The organism is Methanohalophilus sp. WG1-DM (assembly GCF_004104135.1).
GTDB classification, from domain to species: Archaea; Halobacteriota; Methanosarcinia; order Methanosarcinales; family Methanosarcinaceae; genus Methanohalophilus; species Methanohalophilus euhalobius.
The window spans coordinates 167907-190607 of record NZ_RRBA01000002.1 but is presented as its reverse complement, the minus strand read 5'-3'; the positions used below and the strand labels follow the sequence as shown (position 1 = coordinate 190607).

Annotated in this window: 24 protein-coding genes and 3 tRNA genes; 11 read left to right on the top strand and 16 right to left on the bottom strand. The window is 41.9% G+C overall.

The window, feature by feature from the left end; translation table 11 throughout:
- Positions 1–8: 8 nt before the first annotated feature.
- The 4 genes from CI957_RS02910 to CI957_RS02895 all read left to right on the top strand — a co-directional run bounded on the left by CI957_RS02910 (position 9) and on the right by CI957_RS02895 (position 1241).
- On the top strand, positions 9–638 hold the full coding sequence (locus tag CI957_RS02910) for an amino acid kinase (RefSeq protein ID WP_105460954.1): 630 nt from the start codon (positions 9–11) through the stop codon (positions 636–638).
- Between the two features lie 65 nt (positions 639–703).
- Positions 704–868 (top strand): HVO_2753 family zinc finger protein, encoded by a 165-nt coding sequence (locus CI957_RS02905; protein ID WP_013038060.1) that lies wholly within the window; start codon positions 704–706, stop codon positions 866–868.
- Positions 869–877: 9 nt separating this feature from the next.
- A complete protein-coding gene (locus CI957_RS02900; RefSeq protein WP_096712711.1) occupies positions 878–1147 on the top strand; it encodes an elongation factor 1-beta in 270 nt (89 codons plus the stop codon).
- A 22-nt stretch (positions 1148–1169) separates the two neighbouring features.
- A tRNA-Ala gene (locus CI957_RS02895) sits at positions 1170–1241 on the top strand.
- Between the two features lie 73 nt (positions 1242–1314).
- Here the strand turns inward: CI957_RS02895 and CI957_RS10580 are convergent.
- Positions 1315–1470, bottom strand: coding sequence for a hypothetical protein (locus CI957_RS10580; protein ID WP_164909015.1), 156 nt, complete (start codon positions 1468–1470; stop codon positions 1315–1317).
- 17 nt (positions 1471–1487) lie between these two features.
- On the opposite strand from CI957_RS10580, the gene CI957_RS10575 reads away from it, so the two are divergent.
- The gene (locus tag CI957_RS10575) at positions 1488–1628 is read left to right on the top strand and encodes a hypothetical protein (RefSeq protein WP_164909014.1); all 141 of its coding nucleotides are present in this window, start codon (positions 1488–1490) and stop codon (positions 1626–1628) included.
- A gap of 34 nt (positions 1629–1662) precedes the next feature.
- Here the strand turns inward: CI957_RS10575 and thiI are convergent, their stop codons facing one another.
- On the bottom strand, positions 1663–2838 hold the full coding sequence (thiI, locus tag CI957_RS02890) for a tRNA uracil 4-sulfurtransferase ThiI (protein WP_105460953.1): 1176 nt from the start codon (positions 2836–2838) through the stop codon (positions 1663–1665).
- An 88-nt stretch (positions 2839–2926) separates the two neighbouring features.
- On the opposite strand from thiI, the gene CI957_RS02885 reads away from it, so the two are divergent.
- Entirely contained in the window at positions 2927–4555 is a 1629-nt protein-coding gene (locus CI957_RS02885; protein WP_128754175.1) for an AarF/ABC1/UbiB kinase family protein, read from the top strand.
- A gap of 446 nt (positions 4556–5001) precedes the next feature.
- Here the strand turns inward: CI957_RS02885 and CI957_RS02880 are convergent, their stop codons facing one another.
- Positions 5002–5409 carry a toprim domain-containing protein gene (locus CI957_RS02880; RefSeq protein WP_096712729.1) on the bottom strand — a complete coding sequence of 136 codons (408 nt, stop codon included), beginning with the start codon at positions 5407–5409 and terminating at the stop codon, positions 5002–5004.
- A 146-nt stretch (positions 5410–5555) separates the two neighbouring features.
- On the opposite strand from CI957_RS02880, the gene CI957_RS02875 reads away from it, so the two are divergent.
- A complete protein-coding gene (locus CI957_RS02875; protein WP_096712708.1) occupies positions 5556–5762 on the top strand; it encodes a hypothetical protein in 207 nt (68 codons plus the stop codon).
- A gap of 41 nt (positions 5763–5803) precedes the next feature.
- Complete coding sequence (locus tag CI957_RS02870) at positions 5804–6133, top strand: hypothetical protein (RefSeq protein ID WP_206631032.1); 330 nt, start codon at positions 5804–5806, stop codon at positions 6131–6133.
- 143 nt (positions 6134–6276) lie between these two features.
- Here CI957_RS02870 and CI957_RS02865 read toward each other — a convergent pair whose 3' ends face one another.
- The 12 genes from CI957_RS02865 to CI957_RS02810 all read right to left on the bottom strand — a co-directional run bounded on the left by CI957_RS02865 (position 6277) and on the right by CI957_RS02810 (position 18180).
- Positions 6277–6549 carry an acylphosphatase gene (locus CI957_RS02865; RefSeq protein ID WP_241645844.1) on the bottom strand — a complete coding sequence of 91 codons (273 nt, stop codon included), beginning with the start codon at positions 6547–6549 and terminating at the stop codon, positions 6277–6279.
- Positions 6550–6576: 27 nt separating this feature from the next.
- The gene (locus CI957_RS02860; protein ID WP_128754174.1) at positions 6577–8472 is read right to left on the bottom strand and encodes a threonine--tRNA ligase; all 1896 of its coding nucleotides are present in this window, start codon (positions 8470–8472) and stop codon (positions 6577–6579) included.
- A gap of 52 nt (positions 8473–8524) precedes the next feature.
- Entirely contained in the window at positions 8525–9619 is a 1095-nt protein-coding gene (locus tag CI957_RS02855) for an AI-2E family transporter (RefSeq protein WP_128754173.1), read from the bottom strand.
- An 81-nt stretch (positions 9620–9700) separates the two neighbouring features.
- Positions 9701–10960, bottom strand: a complete 1260-nt coding sequence (locus tag CI957_RS02850) for an RNA-guided endonuclease TnpB family protein (protein WP_096712704.1) — start codon at positions 10958–10960, stop codon at positions 9701–9703.
- Positions 10960–11025, bottom strand: a complete 66-nt coding sequence (locus CI957_RS10845) for a hypothetical protein (protein WP_241645854.1) — start codon at positions 11023–11025, stop codon at positions 10960–10962. Before CI957_RS10845 ends, CI957_RS02850 begins: the two co-directional genes overlap by 1 nt.
- A gap of 293 nt (positions 11026–11318) precedes the next feature.
- Positions 11319–13292 (bottom strand): phosphoadenosine phosphosulfate reductase family protein, encoded by a 1974-nt coding sequence (locus CI957_RS02840; protein WP_128754172.1) that lies wholly within the window; start codon positions 13290–13292, stop codon positions 11319–11321.
- Positions 13293–13331: 39 nt separating this feature from the next.
- The gene (gene gltA / locus CI957_RS02835; RefSeq protein ID WP_128754190.1) at positions 13332–14690 is read right to left on the bottom strand and encodes an NADPH-dependent glutamate synthase; all 1359 of its coding nucleotides are present in this window, start codon (positions 14688–14690) and stop codon (positions 13332–13334) included.
- Positions 14691–14698: 8 nt separating this feature from the next.
- Positions 14699–15550, bottom strand: coding sequence for a sulfide/dihydroorotate dehydrogenase-like FAD/NAD-binding protein (locus CI957_RS02830; RefSeq protein WP_105460948.1), 852 nt, complete (start codon positions 15548–15550; stop codon positions 14699–14701).
- Between the two features lie 116 nt (positions 15551–15666).
- Positions 15667–16095 carry a sarcinarray family MAST domain-containing protein gene (locus CI957_RS02825; protein ID WP_096712701.1) on the bottom strand — a complete coding sequence of 143 codons (429 nt, stop codon included), beginning with the start codon at positions 16093–16095 and terminating at the stop codon, positions 15667–15669.
- 432 nt (positions 16096–16527) lie between these two features.
- Positions 16528–16600: transfer RNA gene (locus CI957_RS02820), tRNA-Asp, on the bottom strand.
- A 94-nt stretch (positions 16601–16694) separates the two neighbouring features.
- Positions 16695–16806, bottom strand: a tRNA-Tyr gene (locus CI957_RS02815).
- 174 nt (positions 16807–16980) lie between these two features.
- Entirely contained in the window at positions 16981–18180 is a 1200-nt protein-coding gene (locus CI957_RS02810) for a methionine adenosyltransferase (protein ID WP_096712700.1), read from the bottom strand.
- 217 nt (positions 18181–18397) lie between these two features.
- On the opposite strand from CI957_RS02810, the gene hisG reads away from it, so the two are divergent.
- The 3 genes from hisG to hisB are packed head-to-tail and all read left to right on the top strand — an operon-like array spanning position 18398 to position 20598.
- Positions 18398–19252, top strand: a complete 855-nt coding sequence (gene hisG / locus CI957_RS02805) for an ATP phosphoribosyltransferase (RefSeq protein ID WP_096712727.1) — start codon at positions 18398–18400, stop codon at positions 19250–19252.
- Positions 19253–19264: 12 nt separating this feature from the next.
- The gene (hisA, locus tag CI957_RS02800) at positions 19265–20017 is read left to right on the top strand and encodes a 1-(5-phosphoribosyl)-5-[(5-phosphoribosylamino)methylideneamino]imidazole-4-carboxamide isomerase (RefSeq protein WP_096712699.1); all 753 of its coding nucleotides are present in this window, start codon (positions 19265–19267) and stop codon (positions 20015–20017) included.
- 2 nt (positions 20018–20019) lie between these two features.
- On the top strand, positions 20020–20598 hold the full coding sequence (hisB, locus tag CI957_RS02795; RefSeq protein ID WP_096712698.1) for an imidazoleglycerol-phosphate dehydratase HisB: 579 nt from the start codon (positions 20020–20022) through the stop codon (positions 20596–20598).
- Here the strand turns inward: hisB and CI957_RS02790 are convergent, their stop codons facing one another.
- Positions 20599–22701 carry an endonuclease MutS2 gene (locus tag CI957_RS02790; protein ID WP_164909013.1) on the bottom strand — a complete coding sequence of 701 codons (2103 nt, stop codon included), beginning with the start codon at positions 22699–22701 and terminating at the stop codon, positions 20599–20601.

The following is a 22701-nucleotide window of genomic DNA, read 5'->3' as shown; positions in this document are numbered from 1 at the left end:
AAGAAAACATGAAAGAAAAAGTTGTATTAAAGTTGGGCGGGAGTCTGATAAAACAGGGGCCTGAATTACTGCTGTCACTGAAAAGTTGGGCAAAGGGTAAAAAAGTACAGTTGCTCGTGGTTCCCGGCGGAGGACCCTTTGCAGATAGAATAAGGGACATGGAAGAGACGACAGGTTTTGATGATGATACCTCTCACTGGCTGGCAATCCTATCCATGGAACAGTACGGCATATACCTCAGGGAAAAAACGAAAATTGAAACAACCGTTACTCTCAGACCTGTTGAAGGGATACGAATTCTGCTACCCTACAGACTTCTTACAGATAGCGACGACCTGCCTCATTCGTGGAAGGTCACATCCGACACAATAGGTGCAAAATTTGCCCAAATGATGGGAGCAGAATATATTAAAGTAACAGATGTGGACGGGATCCTGGAACAGGGAAAATTATTACGGGAAATTACCGCTTCTGACATCATAAGAATGGGACAGAGTTGTGTGGATTCCTATCTTCCACACTACCTTAAACAACATGAAATGAATTGCACTATTGTAAATGGCAACTATTTTTCCAGAATAACAGGGGCTATTATGGGAAACAGAGATACAGGTACCTACATCAGGGGGAAATTTTAAATTATATACGGATTATGTACTCAATCCGTCATACTTATAGTAAAATCACAATAAGGAGAAATACAATGGAGAAGGTCAATTACTGTACCTCCTGCGGTGTACACCTTTCGGACAAGGGTTTTGCACGTTTTGCATGCCCCGAATGTGACACCGAACTTGGAAGATGCATAAAATGCAGACAGCAGAGTAACAATTACGTCTGTCCTAAATGTGGATTCATGGGTCCATGAGGTGTAAATATGGGAGATGTTGCAGCTACTATTAAAATAATGCCAGATGGCGTAGAAAGAGATCTAGAAGAGATCAAAGCAAAGATTGCAGATGTTTTACCTGAAGGTTCAGAACTCTTCGGAACTGCCGATGAACCTATCGCTTTTGGCCTCAAGGCCATTAAAGCTACAGTTCTTGTAGGCGACCTGGAAGGCGGAACCGAGCCTGTTGAGGAAGCCATAGCAACTATCGAAGGCGTCGAAAGCGTACAGGTAGAAGAAGTAGGAAGACCTGTCTGAAGGTCTTCACAGTCTTTTTTTTGGGCTTGTAGATCAGGGGAAGATCGTTACGTTCGCAACGTAAAGGCCGCGGGTTCGAATCCCGCCAGGTCCACGTCACAAGCTTAAATAAATCTGATATAAGTCCTTCATTTTCTTTTTATTATCCTGTTTGCCCTATTCATAAATCAATTCAATGCTACAGGATCCAATGCATAGTCTACAAAAAATGAAGAAGTGTCCTGGCCCAACCACAATACAACATCCATCAGGGCACCAGAATCGTCCCTACCTGTACAGACAAAATTACCATGACAAAAAGCAGATATAACATAAACATCCATTTTTATAGGGTGGTTAAATGGGAATCGAAGACTATATACCTGATGATTTTTTGTCAACAGCGTGGGCGGTAGAACATGAAAACGCAAAAGTTGCATTAGGGCTTGTAATACTTGCCCTCTACGCAATTCTGCTTACAAGATGGCTGGAGGGTTTTTAATTCCTTGATAGTTTAACCCTATCAAGCCTTATTTTCACTCAAACTCATACAATACCTTGGCATTTGCCAGGGAATCGTCAATAAGACCATCAACATCCAGTTTTGCTTCCTCTTCAACTACCGCATCATACATAGCCCTTACCTCCGGACGTTCAGGGACAGCTCCACATCCTGCAGAACTGAGTATGGATATATCAAAAGTACCTATTTTTTTAGCCATATCGATAATCTCAGTCTTATCAAAACTTATGAGCGGATGATATATAGGAAATCCCAGACCATAAATTTCAGCATGCAGGTTGAAAGTTGTCTGGGAAGCCACCTGACCCAGAGATGACCCGGTAATAATACCTGATGCTTTTTCTTTTTCCATAACTTCAAAAGCAATCCTGTACATCATCCTCTTGCATAATATACAGGTATTTTTGAGAGAACAGTTATCCCGAATTGCCTGCAAATTCTTTCCGTTGGAAACTTCATACATTTTCATGGGGTTGCCGGCAGACCACTCATTAAGTACTTTCACACATTTGATGGCTTTCTGTCGGCTTGCCTCATCGGAAAAGGGTGCATTATTGCAGAATACAGGAATGACCTTTACACCCCTTCTCATCAGCAACCAGGCAGCAACCGGGGAATCGATTCCCCCTGATAACAGGACTACCATTTTACCCTGAGTACCCACCGGAAGACCACCTACACCTTTGGAAATTCCTGTAAACACATAAGCAGCGTTTTGCCTCATTTCCACAAAGATCTCTTTATCAGGGTCATCAAGGTTCACTGAAGGATTCCTTCCCAGTGACTCAAGTTTCTCATAAACCGCATCTCCACAACTTCGCCCTAAATCTGTGGAGGTAAAAGAATGATTCCCTGAGCGACGTGGACGGATTGCAAATGATTCGGATTCTGCGATGAACTCACCAGCTGTTGCAGCACATTCCTCTGCGGCTGATTTCAAATTTGGATCGACTTTACGGGCAAAAGAGGTAGAGACCACCCCGAAAACATTCGCACACACTTTTGCGGCTGCCGGATTATCGGATTCAACAAAAATACGGCCCCTATCCCTGATAACTTCATTATATGATACTGCCTGCTGATCAAGCATTGCTTTAAGATTATTAACCAGTGTACGTTCGAAAAAGTTGCGCACACCCGGACTTTTCAGGGACAGTTCACCGTATCTTATAATGACTATAGTGTTCATGGGAAGAAATATTCACATTTGTTAATTTAAACCTATTCCACAAAATATAACAATACATATTTAATAAAGAAAATGCAAAAACAGGTTGATGCTAAGAAAGGGTCGCAGATATCTGGAAATTCTCAAGGTTTTTACGAAATATAATCTTTTCAGTCTTCTATATAAAGAAATTAACCGCAACTACATATCCAGTAGACGAGGTACCTGTTATCTCGATGTTGAGAACCAGCAAAATGCCAGCAAAATGCGACTTGCTTTTGAGGAATTGGGACCTACTTTTGTTAAATTGGGCCAAATAATGAGTAAAAGGCCCGATATCCTTCCCCCAAGCTACATACGGGAACTGGCAAATTTGCAGGATCATGTAAACCCCCTTGAGTTTGAACAGATGCTGCCTTCCTTTGCAAGCCTGCAATGTGCAATACCGGACACCCAAAACGGCGAACCTGAAATATCAATGGAACAGGTGATAGGATATTTTGATGAATTTGATACAAAGCCTATAGCAAGTGCATCAATTGCCCAGGTATACAAAGCAAAGCTGAATGATGAGAAAGTGGCCGTAAAAGTTTCAAGACCCGGCCTTATAAACAAAATTAACATTGACCTATCCATAATTGAAGACCTAAAACCTTTCATCGTAAGAATCGGGGGGTTTGGAAACAACATCGATTTTGATGAATTCCTGTATGAATTCCGGGAATTATTGAATAAAGAACTGGATTTTCGCAACGAAGCCCGCAACATCAAACGTTTCCGGGAAAATTTTGAATCAATCGAAGATGTAAATATCCCCCAGGTATACGACCAATACTGCACTGAAAGCGTACTTGTAATGGAGTACATGGAAGGAACTCCTGTGAAAAATATACAGGACCTGAATGCAGAACAGCGTTTAAAGTATACCCACATGATAAGTTCCAGTTACCTAAAGCAGGTTTATCTCGATGGTCTGTATCATGCAGACCCACATGGAGGCAACATCCTCATACAGAATAATAGTATTGCCTACATTGATTTTGGAGCAATCGGAATCATAGATGGTGAACTAAGACGTAACATGCTCAATCTTTTCTACGGAATATACAAAAAGAATCTGGATATTGCTTTTGAGGCTTTCCTGAGGATCGCGGATATAAAAAAGGAAGATATCAATGTGCGTCATTTCAAACTTGATCTTGATGATTTGATAGCAAAGCAAAACTATGCGCTGGGCCAGAGACAGAATGACAGTTATGCAAACCTTGCCCTGAAATACAACCTATCTCTTCCAAGTGATTTTTCCACACTTGAAAGATCCCTTATCCTCATCGAAGGTGTTTGCCTCGAACTAAATCCCGACTTCAATCTTATTGATGACGCCAGACCTCTCATCACAGAAGTATTACTGCAGAGATATTCCCCGGCCAAGGCGATGGAATACTTCCAGCTTGAAGGAGATCGCTATTTTGACATTTTCAAAAATTTGCCCCAGGGAGTAGATGACGTTATCGAAACAATCCGGGGTTACAGGATAGAAAAATTGGAGAACAAAACCAATGAAATTAAAAGAAACAGGATGTATGAAAACTTCGCAAGCTATGTATTCCTGTCAATAATCCTGGTTACATCGGCCTATCTTGCTACCAGAGCCGACACAGCAACCAATGAACTGGGAATCGCCGGATTTGTAGTAGCCATCCTGCTTTTTGGATATTCGTTCCTGCGAAATACCTGAAGGACCAAATATACATGGAAAAAACAGTTGACAAAAACAAGTTGACTTGTCCCACTACATTTAAATGCAAAAATAATCTTATTATTCCAGACGGAATTTACTAAAAGATAGGATAAAATAATTTACTTTTAGAATTGATCCTATTTCAAAGACATATGGGGAGAATAATATGCCAAGACTAAACATATGTCCGCAATGTAATTGCAAAATGGAAGTCAACGAAAATGGAATAGAATACTGTAATGTGTGCGGTTACTGGACAATAGAGTAAACAGCACGCCCTTGATTCCATAACTATACTTGCGTGAGAGAGGTAGTATGATGCAAGCATCCTCCTGTAAGATCTGCACTCAATGCAGGAAAAAGTTAAAGGTAATGAAGATGAAATCCAATGTCCTTTACTACTGCCGCAAATGTGGCAGGACAACTTTCCGGAAATTACTTCACTAATACTGTTGTAAAACAGTATATCTCATTTTTTCCATGTGACTATCAAGACTTTCTACATCTTTTATCTCTTTTTGAACAAGGGACACCAATCTATTTCTGATAGAAGTATCCACATCGACACCCATGTATTCCAGGTCTGTAGATATCTTATCTGCAAGTATGTTTCCCCTTCTGTCCCAATCAGTCAGAACAATAACACAGCGATCCATTTTCCGCAGTTTTTCGGATAGATCAAGCAGGGGAATATGAGTTACTTTCTTAATAATACCACGTACACCGAGACTGCGCAATGAAGAAACATCCCTTTTTCCTTCAACCAGAATAATGTCACCTTCATCAGAACATTTTATGAGATCGTTCAGCAATTCATCAAGCAGTTCATACCTTCTCTTAATTTCATACATCGAAGAGGTAGTCAAAGAACTATTGTTCAAAAAAGAAGACATCAATAGTCATAGAAAGGGAGAACTTATAAAAATAACCCTTCTGTTAAGGGTCGAAAGTAATATATACAAATCTTTTCAAAATAAAATAAGAAGGAGGGGGTTTCTTGAGCTGTATATTTTGTGGAAAAGAATGTATGGATTACGAGATTGAGGGCGGATCCGAAAAAGATGCAGAATCGGGTAAAATAATAGGAAAAGTCCATGTATGCCTGGACTGTATCGAAGAATTACGAGATGTACTGGGAGTCACTTCTCTTGAGAGGGATGTTTCTTCCGTAGAATATGAGATACTTGAAGAGACTATCCGCTGATAAATAAGGAGGATGATTTTATCCCTTATTTTAACCCTGAGATGGAAAATCTCGGAAGAGGAGAACTGGACAACCTTGTTGATGAAAGGATTAAATATACTGTCAAGTATGCAGCAGAAAATTTGCCTTTTTACAGGAAATGGTTCAGGGAAAATAATGTCACACCTGCAGATATTACCACCCATGAGGATTTGCTGGAATTACCAATTGTTACAAGTGAAATCATAAGAAACAACCAGCCTCCTGAAACACCGGATTTTCGTTTTAAGAGTGCAGGCTGGAAAGATGTCTATACAGTGCATGAAACCAGTGGCATCAGCGGGGTGCCCAAATCGTATGTGACCGTGAGAAAGTCCAGGAGAACTTCCTGAAATGTTTCCTGCAATCCAAACCTGGTCTGCAGGATGCCTATAACGAGGAAGCCTTTGAGATATTATTCAATTTCCTTTCTAAAAGGGAGATGGAATTCTATAAAGTGAAAGGACGCCAAAATGAGTAATTGACAGGAGATAAATTATCTCCTGATACTGAAATCATTAAATTCGCCTGTTGGGGACTCCCAAACTATTTCGACATTATCTACCCGGGATGCAGGAGGACCTTCTTTGAGAGCATTCAACAGGGCATCTATTTTACCCTTACTACCTTCGACAACAGCTTTTACCCTGCCGTCCGGGAGGTTTTCCACATAACCTGTAAGTCCGATGCCGGATGCTTTCTGCATGGTAAAGGAGCGAAAGAAAACACCCTGCACAACACCGGATACATGTATTATTGCACGTTCCATATCCATAAATTAATTTTCGAGACGATATTATATGAATCTTGGTCTCATGCTAAGTTTTTGTGCAAGAGGCAGGTGACCCTGAGGCATCCCGGCAGTTTCTGCAATAATACGGCTGTTGAGTTCATCCACCGACATTTCAACCTTGGAAGGCTTCTTTGGTCTGGATTCTTCCCTCACAGTGACATTGATATTACCGCTTTCAGTTTCCCTGTCACCGACAACTACCACATAGGGAACCCATTCCTGTCCTGCATTACGTATCTTCTTGCCAACTGTTTCTTCCCTGTCATCTATATCCGCACGACACTGAAGATGTGATGCAATCTTTTCGGCAAATTCCATATGTCGCTCTGCAACGGGTATGATCCTGACCTGTGTAGGTGATAACCAGACCGGAAGCATTGGGACTTCTCCCCCTTCAGCCTTCATGGAGGCCTTTTCCAGCAGGGAATAAATACAGCGTTCAATTGCACCGCTGGGTGAACAATGCAATACGACAGGTCTTTTAGCTTCCCCTGCCTGGTCGATATACTTAATATCATATCGTTCTGCATTTTCCACATCTATCTGGACTGTGGAAAGCGCACTTGCCTTTTTCAGGGCATCCACAAAATTGAACTCGAACTTGAGCACAAAGTAGAAGAAACGTTTCTCCCACATTTCCACAAGAACAGGTTTATTGACTTTCTTTGCAAGAGCAGTGATAAATTCCTTATTCTCCTCATAAAAGTCCCGGGTAAGCCTGATTGCAACTTCATAATCTGAAACATCAATCCCGACATCTTTCAACACATCTATTGACATCTGGTACTGGCGACCGAACTGTTCGACAGCCTGGTCCATATCCTCGCACATTGTATGCATATCCGGCATTGTAAAAGCCCGCAACCTGCGCAGGCCCACCAGTTCACCCCTCTGTTCCTTACGGAAACTGTAACGTGTAAGTTCCACCATTTTCATCGGGAGGTTGTGGTGAGAGATGGTCATATCATGACTCATCAGAAACTGGCCAAAGCATGCCGCAAATCTCAAAAACATCTGGCGTTTATCGGATTCGATGGAATACTGACGTGCAGGGAACCTGTCCAGGTATTTCTTGAGCGTTGGGTGATTCATATCGTACATCAAAGGTGTTTCTACTTCCATTGCTCCTTCTCTGGCAGAAGAATCCAGCACATACCGCTCAAGCAGGGATTTGATCAACCTGCCTTTGGGATAATAACGCATGTTACCGGAGTCAGACCCGGGTTCATAATCAGCAATCTCAAGTCTGCGCATCAATTCAACATGAGGAGGGACCTTTTCCACAGCCCTGCTTTTGGAGATTTCATGATCTACAAAGGTAGCTAGATTCTCATGATCATTGAGATTGAAATCATCAACATCATGCAGCACACCGTCCGGAGTCAGGACCTTCCAGTAAGATTTGGCCGTACTTTCGGCTTTCAGGGCTTCAGATACAACTTCTTCCTCTGTATCTACTACTTCACCACATGATTCGCTTTCTGGGTTGATAGTTCGGGAAAGTTCTGAGAGAGGATGCCCTTTGCAACTGATTTTGAATGATTTATACCACCCAAAAGGAGCACGTTTGACATTAAAAGAATCAATAAGGCTATTTTCAATATCCTTCATTACAGAAACTGCCACCTTAGGGGAAGAAAGGTCGGAACTTAGATGGGCATAAGGATAAAGCATTACATTGTCAGTATTTACCTGGGATGCAGTCTTTTTGATCTCAGTAACTGCCTTTTCAGCCACATCTCTCGGGTTTGCCTCATCAGTACTTTCCACCGCCATGAAAGCGGTCAAAGCTTCATCTAGTCTGCCTTTTTTGAAGGAATCCTCTATTTGCTCTGCAACGGGAGTACTTTTTTTCACTTCATATTCAATATAATCGGAATGGATAAGCAATAATTGCATGAACTCACCTCGGGTCTTCTGGATAAATTGGAACAATCCTTATTAACCTTTTTCAAATGGAATTATTCTTGAGGCACGCTTCATCCGAATCCTTGCCAGAATCTTCGGTATCCTGACTGTTCGAATTGTCAATATATACCCGGTAAGCCGCTACCAAAGCCCCAAGGAGTACCGGTGCGGCAAAAAATCCCGCTATTCCTCCTGCAAAACCTCCACCCAGAAATACAACGACAAGTACTACCGGATGTATCTGGGATTTCATACTCACAAAATACGGACGCAGGAAAAGCTCAGGTGGGACGTAGATTACTATAGAAGACACAATGAAAAAGACAATTGCAGCCTCTGCGCCCATTTCTATGTACCTGATAACAGACAGTGCCAGAAGTACCATATAACCGGCAAAAAGGGGAATCACAGAAGCAATAAATATCAGGGTCGCAAGTGCCGGTATATGAGATAAACCAAAGGCATAAAACACAATTACTGAAATCGTACTTACAGTCAGAGCAGCGTAGGCATTACCTATAAATATTCCACTCAGTATCCGGTCCAGCTCCCGAAGGTAACGGCCCGTATTTAACTGGGTTCCCGTTGGAGCGATACATACCGCAGAAGCATACAGTTTCTCACCTTCAAGCAACAGGAAATAGCAAACAAAGATTGCCACAACCAGATTGACCATAAACATACCCAGACTTTTGGCATACGAAACAAAACCCAGGCTACCTGCAAAAGAAAGAATCGAAAGCGATGAGTCCCAAACAAGCTGGTTGATATGTTCAAAATATGTACCCGGCACTATTGCCCTTATAAAATCAAATATGATCCCAAGTACCTGTGACTGGTTTTCGATGACCCAGATAAGCTGTCTGAATATCTCTACAAAACCGGTGCCTATTATGATAACGAGAGGCGTTACGATAAACATCGTCGCAATGAATGCCCCATAATGATTTTTCCTGTTTATCTTTTCATATATCGGCCTGCAGATATAGGCAAAAACCAGACCCAACACGATACCGTCTGCAAGAGGGAGAAGAATTTTCACAAGAGCCAGAAATACAATGAAAAAAGCAATAAAAGCAAGTATTTTCCACCTATTTTCGATAATTACGGATACGCCGTCTATATCTTTTAGCTCCATGAAACTCCCTTACATTATTGATAATAGTCTTCCAATAAACTATCTCATATTACTATTTCATTATATTGAACTACTCCACACTTACGCATGGAGATTCCTACGAGTTGTTATGTCATTCATTGGATGTATTTGGGATACATCAAATGTCAATAACCCTGTTTGTCGTAGATTATGAGCAAAATGCTCATAGCCTGTCCAATTGGCATTTTGTGATAGGTAACGTATCATGATATTGATAGCACTGTTTCTATCTCTATCAATAACGTTACCACAATCACATGTCATATCACGTCTATATAATGGCATCTTATGTTGTTTTCCACAAACATAACATGTTTTTGACGTATATCTTTCATCAATTTTAACTACTTGTTTACCTATAAGTTCTGCTTTATAGGTGAGAAATTCGATGAAACGTGATAAATAACCATTATTTTGTGTAGAACGATTCAACGTTTTGTTTTTCGATTTACCCATATTTTTAACGTGGAGTTTACCTGCAATAATTGTATTGGCTCTTGTATTCTCTACCATTGATTTAGATAATTTGTGTTGCCAATCTTTTATCTGATTATTTTTCCTTCTTACCATAGTACGAATAGTTTTGTTTAATCGATGCCATTTTTTACTGTATTTTTTGCAATGGTCACGCCTTGATTGAACTGCACTGATTTTAGAATCCCAATATAAATCATATCGTGGATTGTTTATTTCAAAAAATTTTCCTTTATCATTTATTGCAGTAATCGTTTTGGTAATCCCTAAATCAATTGCTTGAAAATGATTATTTTGAACATAAGGCACATTGATTTCAGGTTCATACGTAATCGTGACAAAGAAATCTCCATTACCCTTTTTATCTTCATTGAATATTTCGATTTGTTTGATTTTCAAATTTGATATATCTTGTTCAATATCAATTATCAAATCTTCATCATTCATTTTATGTGAAAATCTAATACTATTTCCAATTACTTTGAAACCACTCTGATTATATGTTATTGTAAAAAAGTATTTACGACTTCTAAATCGTGGAGTTCTTGCTTTTTTGTCTCCATTTTTGTGAAGTCCAAAGAATGATTTGTAATTAGCATCTAATTTACGCAAAACCATCTGGCATGATTTAGAATAAAGAATATTTATATCAGGATTCTCTTTTTTAATTTGTGGTAAATCATTCTGTTGTTTTTTATATGAAATGGATTTTTTATCATTTTTCCATGTGTCTTTTCTTTCAGATAATGCAATATTATAAAGAGATGTACATGCATTGGATAACTCCCAAAGCATATTCTTTTGTAATTCAGTTGGATGAATTTTGTATTTCTTTGTTAATTGCATTATTTGCCCTGATTATCAACATAATTTATCAAAACATCCAGTGTAACCTGTCCAGTTGTAACCAAAAAATATGATCTTATCCAGAATGCATCTTTGCACTTACATTATATACGGTTTTTTCAAACAATCAACTACAAGAGGATTCACCAGCATATCTCTTCTATATTCTACACTTTGTACAAAATAATATTGTAGTAAATATACAGAATGACTGGCCTTATCCAGATTGTTATTCATAGTTATCTGTATAAATTTATAATTACAAATAACTTATGCAACTTTTTATTTTATATAGCACGGCTTTCATCCCTTACCTTACGGAAGGGGACTTCTCACCTGTTTAGTTAAAAGCAGCGCATCAAATGTCAGGAATGATACGGTTAGCATAGCGGACTACCACACAGGACTCATTGCATTTTCCACACCCTGTGCAGGAGTCATGTATTTTAATTTTCCCGTTTTTCAATTCAATGGAACCTCTGGTACATACATTGAGACATACCCCACAGCCACTGCAACGGGCAATACGTAGCAACTGTAAACATGCATTCCTGTACATCCTGTCTGCAACTTTCCTGTCAGCAGCTGTTACTTTCAAGTTACCCGATGCAAAGAATTTAACCGTACATGAGCGACTCTTTATGAGGACAACACCCATCTCAGGGGAATATACGACATTACCCAGCATTCTCATTACATCCGCTGCTTCTGAAAGTGACACCCCGCGTATCCGGGCCTCAACGGAAAAATCGCCTCCACTGCATACAGAATGTCCGGAAACTGCACTTATGTTGAAATCTTCTGTTTCAACGGGTGTGATAGCTATTCCCAGCTGTTTTGCCAGGGCAAGCATTTTAGGAGGATGCTGCTGCCAGCGCCAGAAACCATATTCGGCATATTCCGGGGGCAGGCCTTTTGAAGCTGTCCATTTTTGCAGGTATGCCATCCATCTTTCATACAATCCGGGGAACAATTGCCTGACCCTCTCGAATTCACATTCAAGGGTCGAAGGACAAAGATAGCAACCCACCCTTTCAAAACCCATATCATAGAGAGGATTATAAGCAAGGTTTTTCCAGTAGATGTACAGCCAGACCTCAATAGCCCTCCACTGCCTGATTGGAAAAACGTTCAGCTGACCCGGCACAAAAGGATTGGCCTCGGTTGCAGCAGTCTCCTGCCTGGAAAAAGACTCATATTTGCGTTTACCGTCAATTGCAAGGCAGGGATTCCCCGCACTGCATGACTCAAAAGCCGAATTAGCAGGACCCAGTTTACAGACTTTACAACACCAGCGGAAATCCTTTCCAGGTGGACCGAAATTCTCCACATTATCCCAGAAAGCATTCTCTGCCTTTTTTTCAATAAGTTCTATGCCATTGGCATTGCAAAACTCATGTGCAAATTGCACTGTCTCAGGAAATTCAATCCCCGTATTGAGGAAAATTGCCCTGAGACGGCTGGCATCCAGTGCCCTTCGGGCAAGGTCCAGCACAACCAGACTATCCTTGCCCCCGCTGAACGATACGTTGACAGGAAAGGAAGAATAGGCGGGATCATTGCCAATCCCTTTTATCATGTTTACAGCATTGGATTCTATTCTTTTGAGAGAGGATTGGTTGGCCTTAATGACAGAATCCATGGAAGGCGCTGATTGTTTCAGGTTTGCAGAAATCTTTTTGATTTTTTTGACCCGAAGCAAAGGTTTGCCCGGCCTGTAATTATCTGAATCCTCAAGAGAGGTGCCAATACCCACCAGTTTTCCACACCGCAGCAATACCGGGTCACCTTTTTCGATATCCGGGGAAAAATGGTCGATACCCTCCATGGAGATTTTTTTACCGTTCAGATGGCGACCGGAATAATGAAGATGTGCTGTTTTTGAATGCGTATGGTTTATAAGGACGCTGGCACCCATATCCGTGGGTTCAAACCTGAATTGCTTTTGCAGTATATCAAAATACATATGCCCGATACGTATGCCATCAACCAGTACCTCATCATTGCGGTCATCCCCTGCAACCTTGTTCAACAGTATGACTCTGTCAACAAAAGGATTACAATCATACAGTTGCCGTAGCAGGTCATCAAGTAGATCTCTTTCATAGGCAGAAGCAAATCTCACATCACAAGGAGAGGTCAGGGGTAATTTCGTACCTTCACTGCCACAAATATCACAGACAGGACCTATTAAAGGCACATTGCAGGAGTTACACCAGAAAATATGGTCGGCTAACACCTGTTTATCGGATCGTTTTCGGGTCTTCCTGGTCTTTGGACGACTCTTTTTGCCTACGGAAGCAAAAGTAAATGTAGAGCGTTTTTTTTGCATTTTATAATGATATGAATCCTTTCTTCAATTAACCTTTTGTCAGGACCGGTTTTCAATATACCGATTAATGGTTGCAGCTGCCTGCTTACCCGCGCCCATTGCGCTGATTACAGTTGCAGCACCGGTAACCACATCACCACCCGCACATAATCCTGCCAGGGATGACATCGCATCTTCATCAACAACTATTGTGCCTTTCGAAGTGGTTTCAAGTTCTTCTGAGCCTGCAAAGATAACTGGATTTGGAGATGTTCCGATAGCAACTATTATTATATCAGCATCGATCACATGCTCAGAACCTTCAATTGGTATAGGGCGCCTCCTGCCGGATTCATCGGGTTCCCCGAGTTCCATATTTACGCATTCCACACCTGTAACAGTCTTATTCTCACCTTCAAGGATACGGACCGGATTGGTAAGCAGGTTGAAAACCACACCTTCTTCCTTTGCATGTTCAACTTCTTCAATACGGGCAGACATCTCCGCCTCACTACGCCGGTACACAACTGTTACTTCTTCTGCACCCAACCGGAGAGCACTGCGGGCAGCATCCATCGCAACGTTGCCGGCCCCTACCACAACAACCTGATTTCCACATTTGATGGGTGTGTCATAATCCGGGAAACGATAGGCTTTCATCAGATTGACCCTTGTAAGGAACTCATTTGCAGAATAAACACCGTTGAGGTTCTCCCCTTCAATATGCATAAATCTGGGAAGACCGGCACCTGTACCTACAAAGACCGCATCAAATTCATCGCGGAGTCCATCAAGGGTTTTTATCCTTCCTATAACATAATCCACTTTTATGTCAACCCCAAGGTTACGGATATAATCTACTTCTTGCCTGACAATGTCCTTGGGTAGCCTGAATTCGGGTATACCGTAGGTCAGGACCCCGCCCGGTTCATGGAGAGCTTCATAAATGGTTATACCATGCCCTGCTTTTGCAAGTTCTGCTGCCGCAGTAAGTCCAGCAGGACCTGCACCAATGACAGCCACGTTTTTCCCGCTGGATTTTGGTTTTTCCGGGGATTTTACTCCTGCATCCCTTTCATAATCCGCACAGAAACGCTCAAGCCTGCCGATAGCAAGAGGCTGGCCCTTTTTGCCAAGTATACAGAATTTCTCACACTGCTCTTCCTGAGGACAAACACGTCCACAGATTGCCGGCAGGGCATTGGATTCCTTGAGTATACCAATAGCCCTATCAAAGTCTTTGTTCTTGATCCTTGAAACAAACCCGGGGATATCAATATTAACAGGACATCCTGCCACACATTGGGGATTCTTGCACTCAAGACAGCGTCCCGCCTCGATTACAGCCTGCTGTTCTGTGTACCCCAATGCGACTTCATCAAAGTTTCCAATCCTTTCCTCTGGTTTTTGCTCAGGCATTTGCTGTTTCAGTGACACTTACAATCATCCCCGCATTTTTTGTTGTAACTTTCAAGGGCTTCCTTTTCCTGCGGTCTGTAAAAAGAAAGCCTGCTCATCATAAGGTCAAAATCCACATCGGCTGCATCAAATTCCGGGCCATCCACACATGCAAATTTGGTTTCTCCGCCAACAGATACACGGCAACCACCACACATCCCGGTACCATCGATCATAATTGGATTGAGGTTTACAAGGGTTTCCACGCCATAGGAGGCAGTTACACCGGCCCCTACTTTCATCATAATAGGCGGACCGATTATGACAATACGGTCAACCTGCTGGTCACTATCAAGAATATCTTTAACAATATCGGTTACAAAACCGTGATGGCCTTTGCTCCCATCGTCAGTAGCCACATAGAGTTCATCACTCACCTCTGCCATTTCATCTTCAAGAATGAGCATTTCTTCATTGCGGGCACCGATTATAGATATTACATGGTTACCTGCCTCGCGATAGGCACGTGCCTGTGGGTACACAGGAGCTACACCGACACCACCCCCAACCATTACTACTGTGCCGAGTTTACGGATATCAGAGGGAGTGCCCAGAGGACCGACAAAATCCTGCAAAGTCTCACCTGTCTTGAGGGTTGTTAATTGTTTGGTAGTCTTGCCCATTACCTGATAGATTACCGTTATAGAACCCTCATCAACATCAAAGTCAGCTATTGTGAGAGGGATGCGTTCACCGCTTTCATCAATACGTAATATTACAAATTGGCCCGCTTTCGCTGCTTTTGCTATATCCGGAGCTTCGACCTTCATGAGGTCCACATCAGGAACAAGATTGCGTGTTTGAAGTATATTGTAAGACATATGATCACATCAACGATTATTGGATAAGAGGGAGAGATGTACGTATAAAGGTCTATCCGATGGTTTCAATTTACTAATAATATTTGTAGCTTTTCAATTGTTCTTAAAGCCAGAAATCACAATATCATTAGTTTTTGCGACGAAGCAATAGTAAACCCACTATTGCAAAAGCAAAAAGAGGACTGGCAAAACCAACAAATGAAAACCCTGAAGATGAGTCTGATCGTGGGATGTAGGAATTTAGAGAGAGGATAATTATCATCCCATATCCCGTCTTCAACATATTCATCCGTGATGTGGGGAATTACAAGAATAGAAGATTGCTCAATATTTAATTCAGGAGATTTTACAGGATTGATTGAATAGTGGAATCCAACCGGAACCCCACCACATGCCGTATTTGCTGCCTCCCCCATTACCCACTTATAGGTAAATGTTTCATTGGGGGCAAACTTACGTGAAAGAGTTGAATTGAATGCACATGACCCTGTCTGTATTTCCAGAGATGCGCCATGATCCAAAATGTGTTGGATCGATAGTGACATCGACAACACTTGCCTGTTTTACGGTCTCTCAACTGCCAATGAGAAAGACTCATTTGCATCCATAACAGGAGAAGGAGTGAAATGTTCCGGATATAGTTCACCATTACAATAGACCTCAGTCACTGCATAGGAACCATTGGCAAACACGCCTGTAGAAAAAGATACTGTGAAAATGAAAAAGACACAGAGCAACCTGTATATGTAGTGATCTGTGATTCTGTTCCACAGCAATATTCTATCCGATATTCTGAAATAACTAAGGACAAGAACTATATAAAAATTATCGTTTTAGAACTAAGTAATTGTATATACACATGGACAAACGTGTTATTAAAACAATAATGATACTACTCTGTTACAAAATTATAGAAAACAAAATTAGATGTGAGTTTTGACCCCGGCAGAACCGGAGCCTTTCGGAAAAGTTTTGTACGCCCGAACCGGGATTCGAACCCGGGTCGGGGCCTCGACAGGGCCCCATGATAGACCTCTACACTATTCGGACAATGTCCGGGCACACTTTTCCGCTCACACGAGCAGCACTCAAATACATTTAATTATATATAAGGGTTTTGTTTACACCCTTTAGAAGAGGTGTTTGGTCCCGCCTCCCAGACTCGAACCGGGGGCATCGCGGTAACCGCGCGGTATGTGGATAATCCACACAAACCATACTACAGCCGCGCACTCTACCAACTGAGTTAAGGCGGGACATTACTCAGCGAGATATTCTCATCCTCACAATCTTATATAGACTTTTCGCCGAATTCCCATTCCAAAGGCATATAAATTCAATATCCGCAGGAAAAATCACCAGCGCTTAAAAGCAAGAATAAAAAACAAAATTCAAAACCACTGAAAAGAATAAAAAGAGGCAATCTTGTCTCAGAAAGTGTCAATTGCCCCGTTTATAACAAGATCGGTGATCTTGGTAATATTACCAAGCCACTCATCGGCAACTGCTTCGGCATCATCCTGAATTGTAGCGAAATTTGCCCCCTCTTCGGGAATTATTTGGATGCTGGCAACCATGGGCTGATCAATAGGTTTACCTATCTGTGATAGCAGTCGCACATATACTTCATCTACTTGTGGCACGGCTTCCACAATATCCCGGGCCATCTGAGTAGAAAGCAAATTGTATATCTTACCTACATGATTGACAGGGTTCTTACCACTCGTAGCCTCCATACTCATGGGCCTGTTCGGGGTTATCAAACCATTGCACCGGTTCCCCCGACCAACAGAACCATCGTCGCCCATCTCCGCAGAAGTGCCTGTTACCGTCAGGAAGATACAGCCACAACCACCCGCAGTATTATCGGCAGCATTGACATATGCATTAACGTTCCTGTCAGTGTATTTGCCCGCAATATCCAGAATATAATCCTTCATCTGTTCCTTGAAACTAATATAGGCATCCATATCATCAACATATTTGTCAACCATTCCACAGCAAACAGTCAGGGAAATATCATCTTTCTCCCGCAATCCCATGACCTTGATGTCTTCACCTATTGCAGGTAATTTCCCTTTCAGATCACCTATAAGCTGCTTTTCGGTATCATACACTATACGCTCAAGTTCGGAAAATGATGCATGGCCAACACCAAAAGATGTATCATTGGCAGTGGGAACTTTTTCCCGGCCAAATACATCCCGCAGGTCAGAAGATCCCGTACCAAGTTTGCAGTCAAGGATAATATCCCTGTCAAGATCAAGATTTACAATATTATTTCTCAGGTAATCATGTGCTGCCGAGACAGCTACTGTTTCAGCCGGGATTTCCACACCATTAAATTCCTTTGTAGCCCTCCCCACAAGAAGAGTATAGATTGGCTTGATGACCTCCCCACCACCAAAAGCAGGGGAAGAACGACCTGCAACAATCTGGGTTTCATCCGTGTTATGGTGAAGTACTGCACCGCATTTTTCGATATATTCAGCACAAAGGGCACGGCTTACAGCCTCTGCAATTCCATCAGATATACTGTCTGGATGTCCCACACCCTTACGTTCAACAAGCTCTATCTCCTGATTTTCCACAGGTGTCTGGACAAGTTGCTCAACCTTTATATTCCGCATAACCAAACCTCATGAAAATACTAAAATATGAATTAAATAAGGCTCCAGTATCAAATCTGTGTTGATATGAAAAACCCATTCTATATAAATTGGATACTATATGAAAGTGAATTAATTACTGGAAAACAAGATATCTTATGGATACTTTTTCTTCATCAAACCTTTATATGCAATGAAAGTATTGGAAATGTTGACCCAGATTCCAGAGGCAACCAGGATGATACGCATTGCAATACCAAATAAAGGCAGACTCCACGATCCGACCGTGAAACTCTTCAAAGAAGCAGGTCTCCCGGTACTTGAGGGATCAAGCCGCAAACTTTTTGCAAAAACAACAGACCCGGATATGACATTTTTATTCGCAAGAGCGGCGGATATTCCCGAATATGTGCAGGACGGAGCTGCAGACGTAGGAATTACCGGGCTTGATCTTATAGATGAAACTGATGCAGAAGTTGAAGTTATGCTGGATCTGCATTTTGGGAGGGCAAAGCTGGTACTTGCAGTTCCTGAAGACTCAGGGATTAAAGCCCCTGAAGACCTGAAAAATATGCGGGTTGCTACTGAATTCCCAAATATTACAGAGAAATATTTTAAAAATGTTGACATTCCAGTTGAAGTTATCAAAGTAAGTGGTGCCTGCGAGATGACACCCCATGTGGGAATTGCAGATGCAATTGTTGATATATCCAGTTCCGGCACAACTCTTGTGACAAATCATCTCAGGAAAATTGCAGAGGTGTTCAGCTCATCTGTGTACCTGATTTCAAATGCCGATAGTTCCCAAAGGGAAGAAAAAATCCAGCACATAAAAACAGCCCTTGAAAGTGTACTCCATGCAAAACAAAAGCGCTATCTTATGATGAATGCCCCCTCAGGCAAACTGGAAAATATCAAAGACATCCTGCCAGGTCTTGCGGGCCCGACTGTTATGAAAGTAGAATCAAAAAATTCCACCCATGCAATACATGCCGTTATTGATGCAGACCAGGTCTTTACAATAGTCAGTGAACTGAAAAAAGCAGGTGCATCAGACATACTTGTTGTACCCATCGAAAGAATGATACCCTGAGGAGAGTAAATAATGGAATTTGAGGTCATCCCCGCTGTAGATATGAAAAACGGGAAATGTGTCCAGTTGATACAGGGACTGCCAGATAAGGAACGTATTTCACTTGATGATCCCGAAGCAGTTGCGATTAAGTGGATCGGACAGGGAGCAAAAACACTGCATCTGATAGACCTTGACGGAGCCATCGAAGGGAAAAGGAAAAACGCCCCTATAATAGAAAAAATCATAATGCTGTGTGAAAGACAAGGAGTCGAAGTACAGGTAGGTGGCGGAATTCGCTCTTTTGAGGATGCTGCAAACCTCCTGCACATGGGTGCTAACAGGGTGATACTAAGCACCGCAGCTGTCCAAAATCCGGACCTGGTTGAAAGACTTGCCAGGCAGTTCAAACCCGAAAACATTAATGTCGCCCTGGATTCAAAAAATGGTAAGGTTTCTACAAAGGGATGGACCGAGCAATCCGAGTATACCGCGGTACAGCTCGGGAAAATGTTCGAAGAAAAAGGCGCAGGAAGCATTCTGTTCACCAACATAGACAAAGAAGGATTAATGGAAGGTGTGGACACAGAACCCACAACAGAGCTGGTTAATGAACTTACAATACCGGTGATTGCTTCTGGAGGAGTTACAGCCCTGAAAGATATTTTGACCCTGAAAACAACCGGTGCCTGCGGTGTTGTGGTAGGGAGTGCTCTTTATGCAGGAAATTTTACCCTTACAGAAGCGATAAATACAATCAGAGAGGAAATCTCTGGTGGAGAGTAAGTATGCCAAGAATTTCCACTGTATCCCGTACTACCAGAGAAACCAGCATAGAACTTACGATCAACATCGATGGCAAAGGGGATTCACAGATAAATACAGGCATCGGTTTTTTTGACCACATGCTGGTATGTTTTGCACGACATTCAGGTTTTGACCTTACAATCGATGCTAAAGGTGATCTGGAAGTAGACGGCCACCACCTGGTAGAGGATATTGGGATCGTAATGGGGCAGGCCTTTGACCGGATAATGGCAGAAAAGTCAGGAATTGCCCGTTTTGGAGAAGCAAGAATACCAATGGATGAGGCTCTTGCAAGCGTAGTAGTGGATATAGGAGGGCGCAGTTATCTGGTGATGAACACTACTTTTGAATCCGAAAGAGTAGGCGAATTCAACACCCAGCTTACAAGGCATTTCTTTGAATCATTCGTCTCCAATGCAAAAGTCACCCTTCATGCAGCTGTATATGGTTACAATGACCACCACAAAATCGAAGCCCTTTTCAAGGCATTTGCTCAGGCAATGAAAAAAGCAACGGTTATTGAGGGAAAAGAGGTCAAAAGTACAAAGGGATGCCTCTGATTAGCATCCTTTTTCGAATTTATTTTTCAAACGTCTGTAAAACTCCCTTTCAACTTCCCCTCCGCTTCTGAAAAGACGCTCCACGATTAATTCCGGAGTACTCTTTGCAATATGATTATAAATCGGATTGCGATCAACAATCAGGTTCAATTCATTATCAAGTCCTTTTGCTTCAATTCCATCCACTCTGATGGAAGCGTCGGTATTTTCCAGTATCTGGTCGGCAAGATGGGAAACAAAAATAGCCATTGTATTGGATTCTTCAGAAAGGGTTTCAAGGATACCGGCTATGATTTTTGCAGAAGCTCCGGGTTCGGTGATGGATTCAAGTTCATCGACAAGCACAAGTTTGGATCCCGCCCCTCTCAAAGCTGAAAATGAGCGTAAGGTAGTTTCAAATGCCCCCGCATCAAGAGTGCCCCTGGATTTGCTGAAATAATACAAACTATCAATCGGCCCGATCTTCAATTCATCTGCCGGCACAGGGAAACCAATGTGGGAAAGAATTGTACATTGAGCCACTAACTCCAGCATGGATGTTTTTCCTCCGGAATTCACACCACTTAAAAGAACTACGGAAGAAGTGGGAACCTGCGAAGGAGACATGATCGAGCCCAGAGAATAATCTATAGGTTCCACAGCAACACCCTTTTCACAAAGGAAAATATTTTTTCCATTCTTGAGACCCATACCACATTCATCTTCAAAGCCGGCAAGTTGCATCTGCAGAGAATGACCAAAACGGGCCACTGCCAACCCCACATCCAGATCAAGTAACCTCATAACAAGTTGTTTCAGGGGTTGCCTGAATTCGTGTAGCTCATATGCAATATTCCTTTTATGAGTAACTTCCCTGCGGAATATCTGCTGTTTGATCTGTTCTTTGAATTTTTGTAACTGGGACATGTCGGCTTCTACAGGATAACAAAGTTCAGAGGGGAAAAAATAATCCACTAATAGAGATTCATTTTGCTTCATTGAAAGGGTTTCAATGAATTCTTTTCTGGCATCATTAATTATCTGGCTGAAAGATGCCGATATATTGCGTGAAAGAATATCCTTTAACTCCATCTCATCCCTGATAACACCCAACATATCATTCCCGCTGAGTGTAATACTACTTTTTTGGAGGAGATCATTTATTTCCTGGTTGCACTGGTCTACATATTTTGTAAGTTCCGAATCCACATTATCCAGAATATGATGTAAGCGGTCTATTTCCCCATCCCTGCCTTCAACAATATTTCCTTCAGGATTAATGGCAGCCATGAGATTGCTAAGAGCCGAAATATCCGCATTGACTACTGGAGGTATGCCTGCTTTATCCAGTGCAATTGCAAGATCCAATGCATTCATTATTCGTTCATGATTGAAAGCAAAAAACGAAATCTGTTTTTCGGGTAAAATATGCCATTCCTCAATTTCCCGGGCATTTGTTATTATTTCAGGATTCGTATCCTCTGGAAAATCATATTCCAGGAAGGGTTCTCCTATGGCAATTACATGGGGATAACTGCGTGCAACATCTGCAAATTCCAGAGGATCTTCCACCAGCTGGACCTCAATGCTTTTACCATATTTTTCCTTTAAAGTGCTGTAATCATCTGTATTTGAAGTGACAATTACCCTATCCCTGATCCGGGGAATTGAAGGAGAGTTTTTCAGGGGTTCTATTCTGGAAAGACTTGCTGAAATCCTATCCATATCATCGAGCATGGAGAGGTATTCCATATGGTTTTCAACCCAGTCCCGGTTTATGTCAATAAGGTCTTTCCTGCTTGAAGGATATGGGATATAAGTGTGCAACTTATCCCTTGCATAAGGGGTAGAAGCATAATTTTTGATAGAATCGATTACCCGTTCATAAATATCGACTGAATCCCGGGTTTTCAAAAAAGAGGAGATATCAATACCATCCTGTGTAGACCTCACATCGTGTACAAGGGATATGGCATACCTTCTACCTACTCCTTCGATCTCCGATATACCGGCTATATCCCCTCTGAGAATTGCCGCCATGGCATCCTCTTCACATCCAAAATGAGATATAAAGCGCTGTGCCATTTTTTCTCCTATACGTGGAGCATCAACCAGTGACTGCAT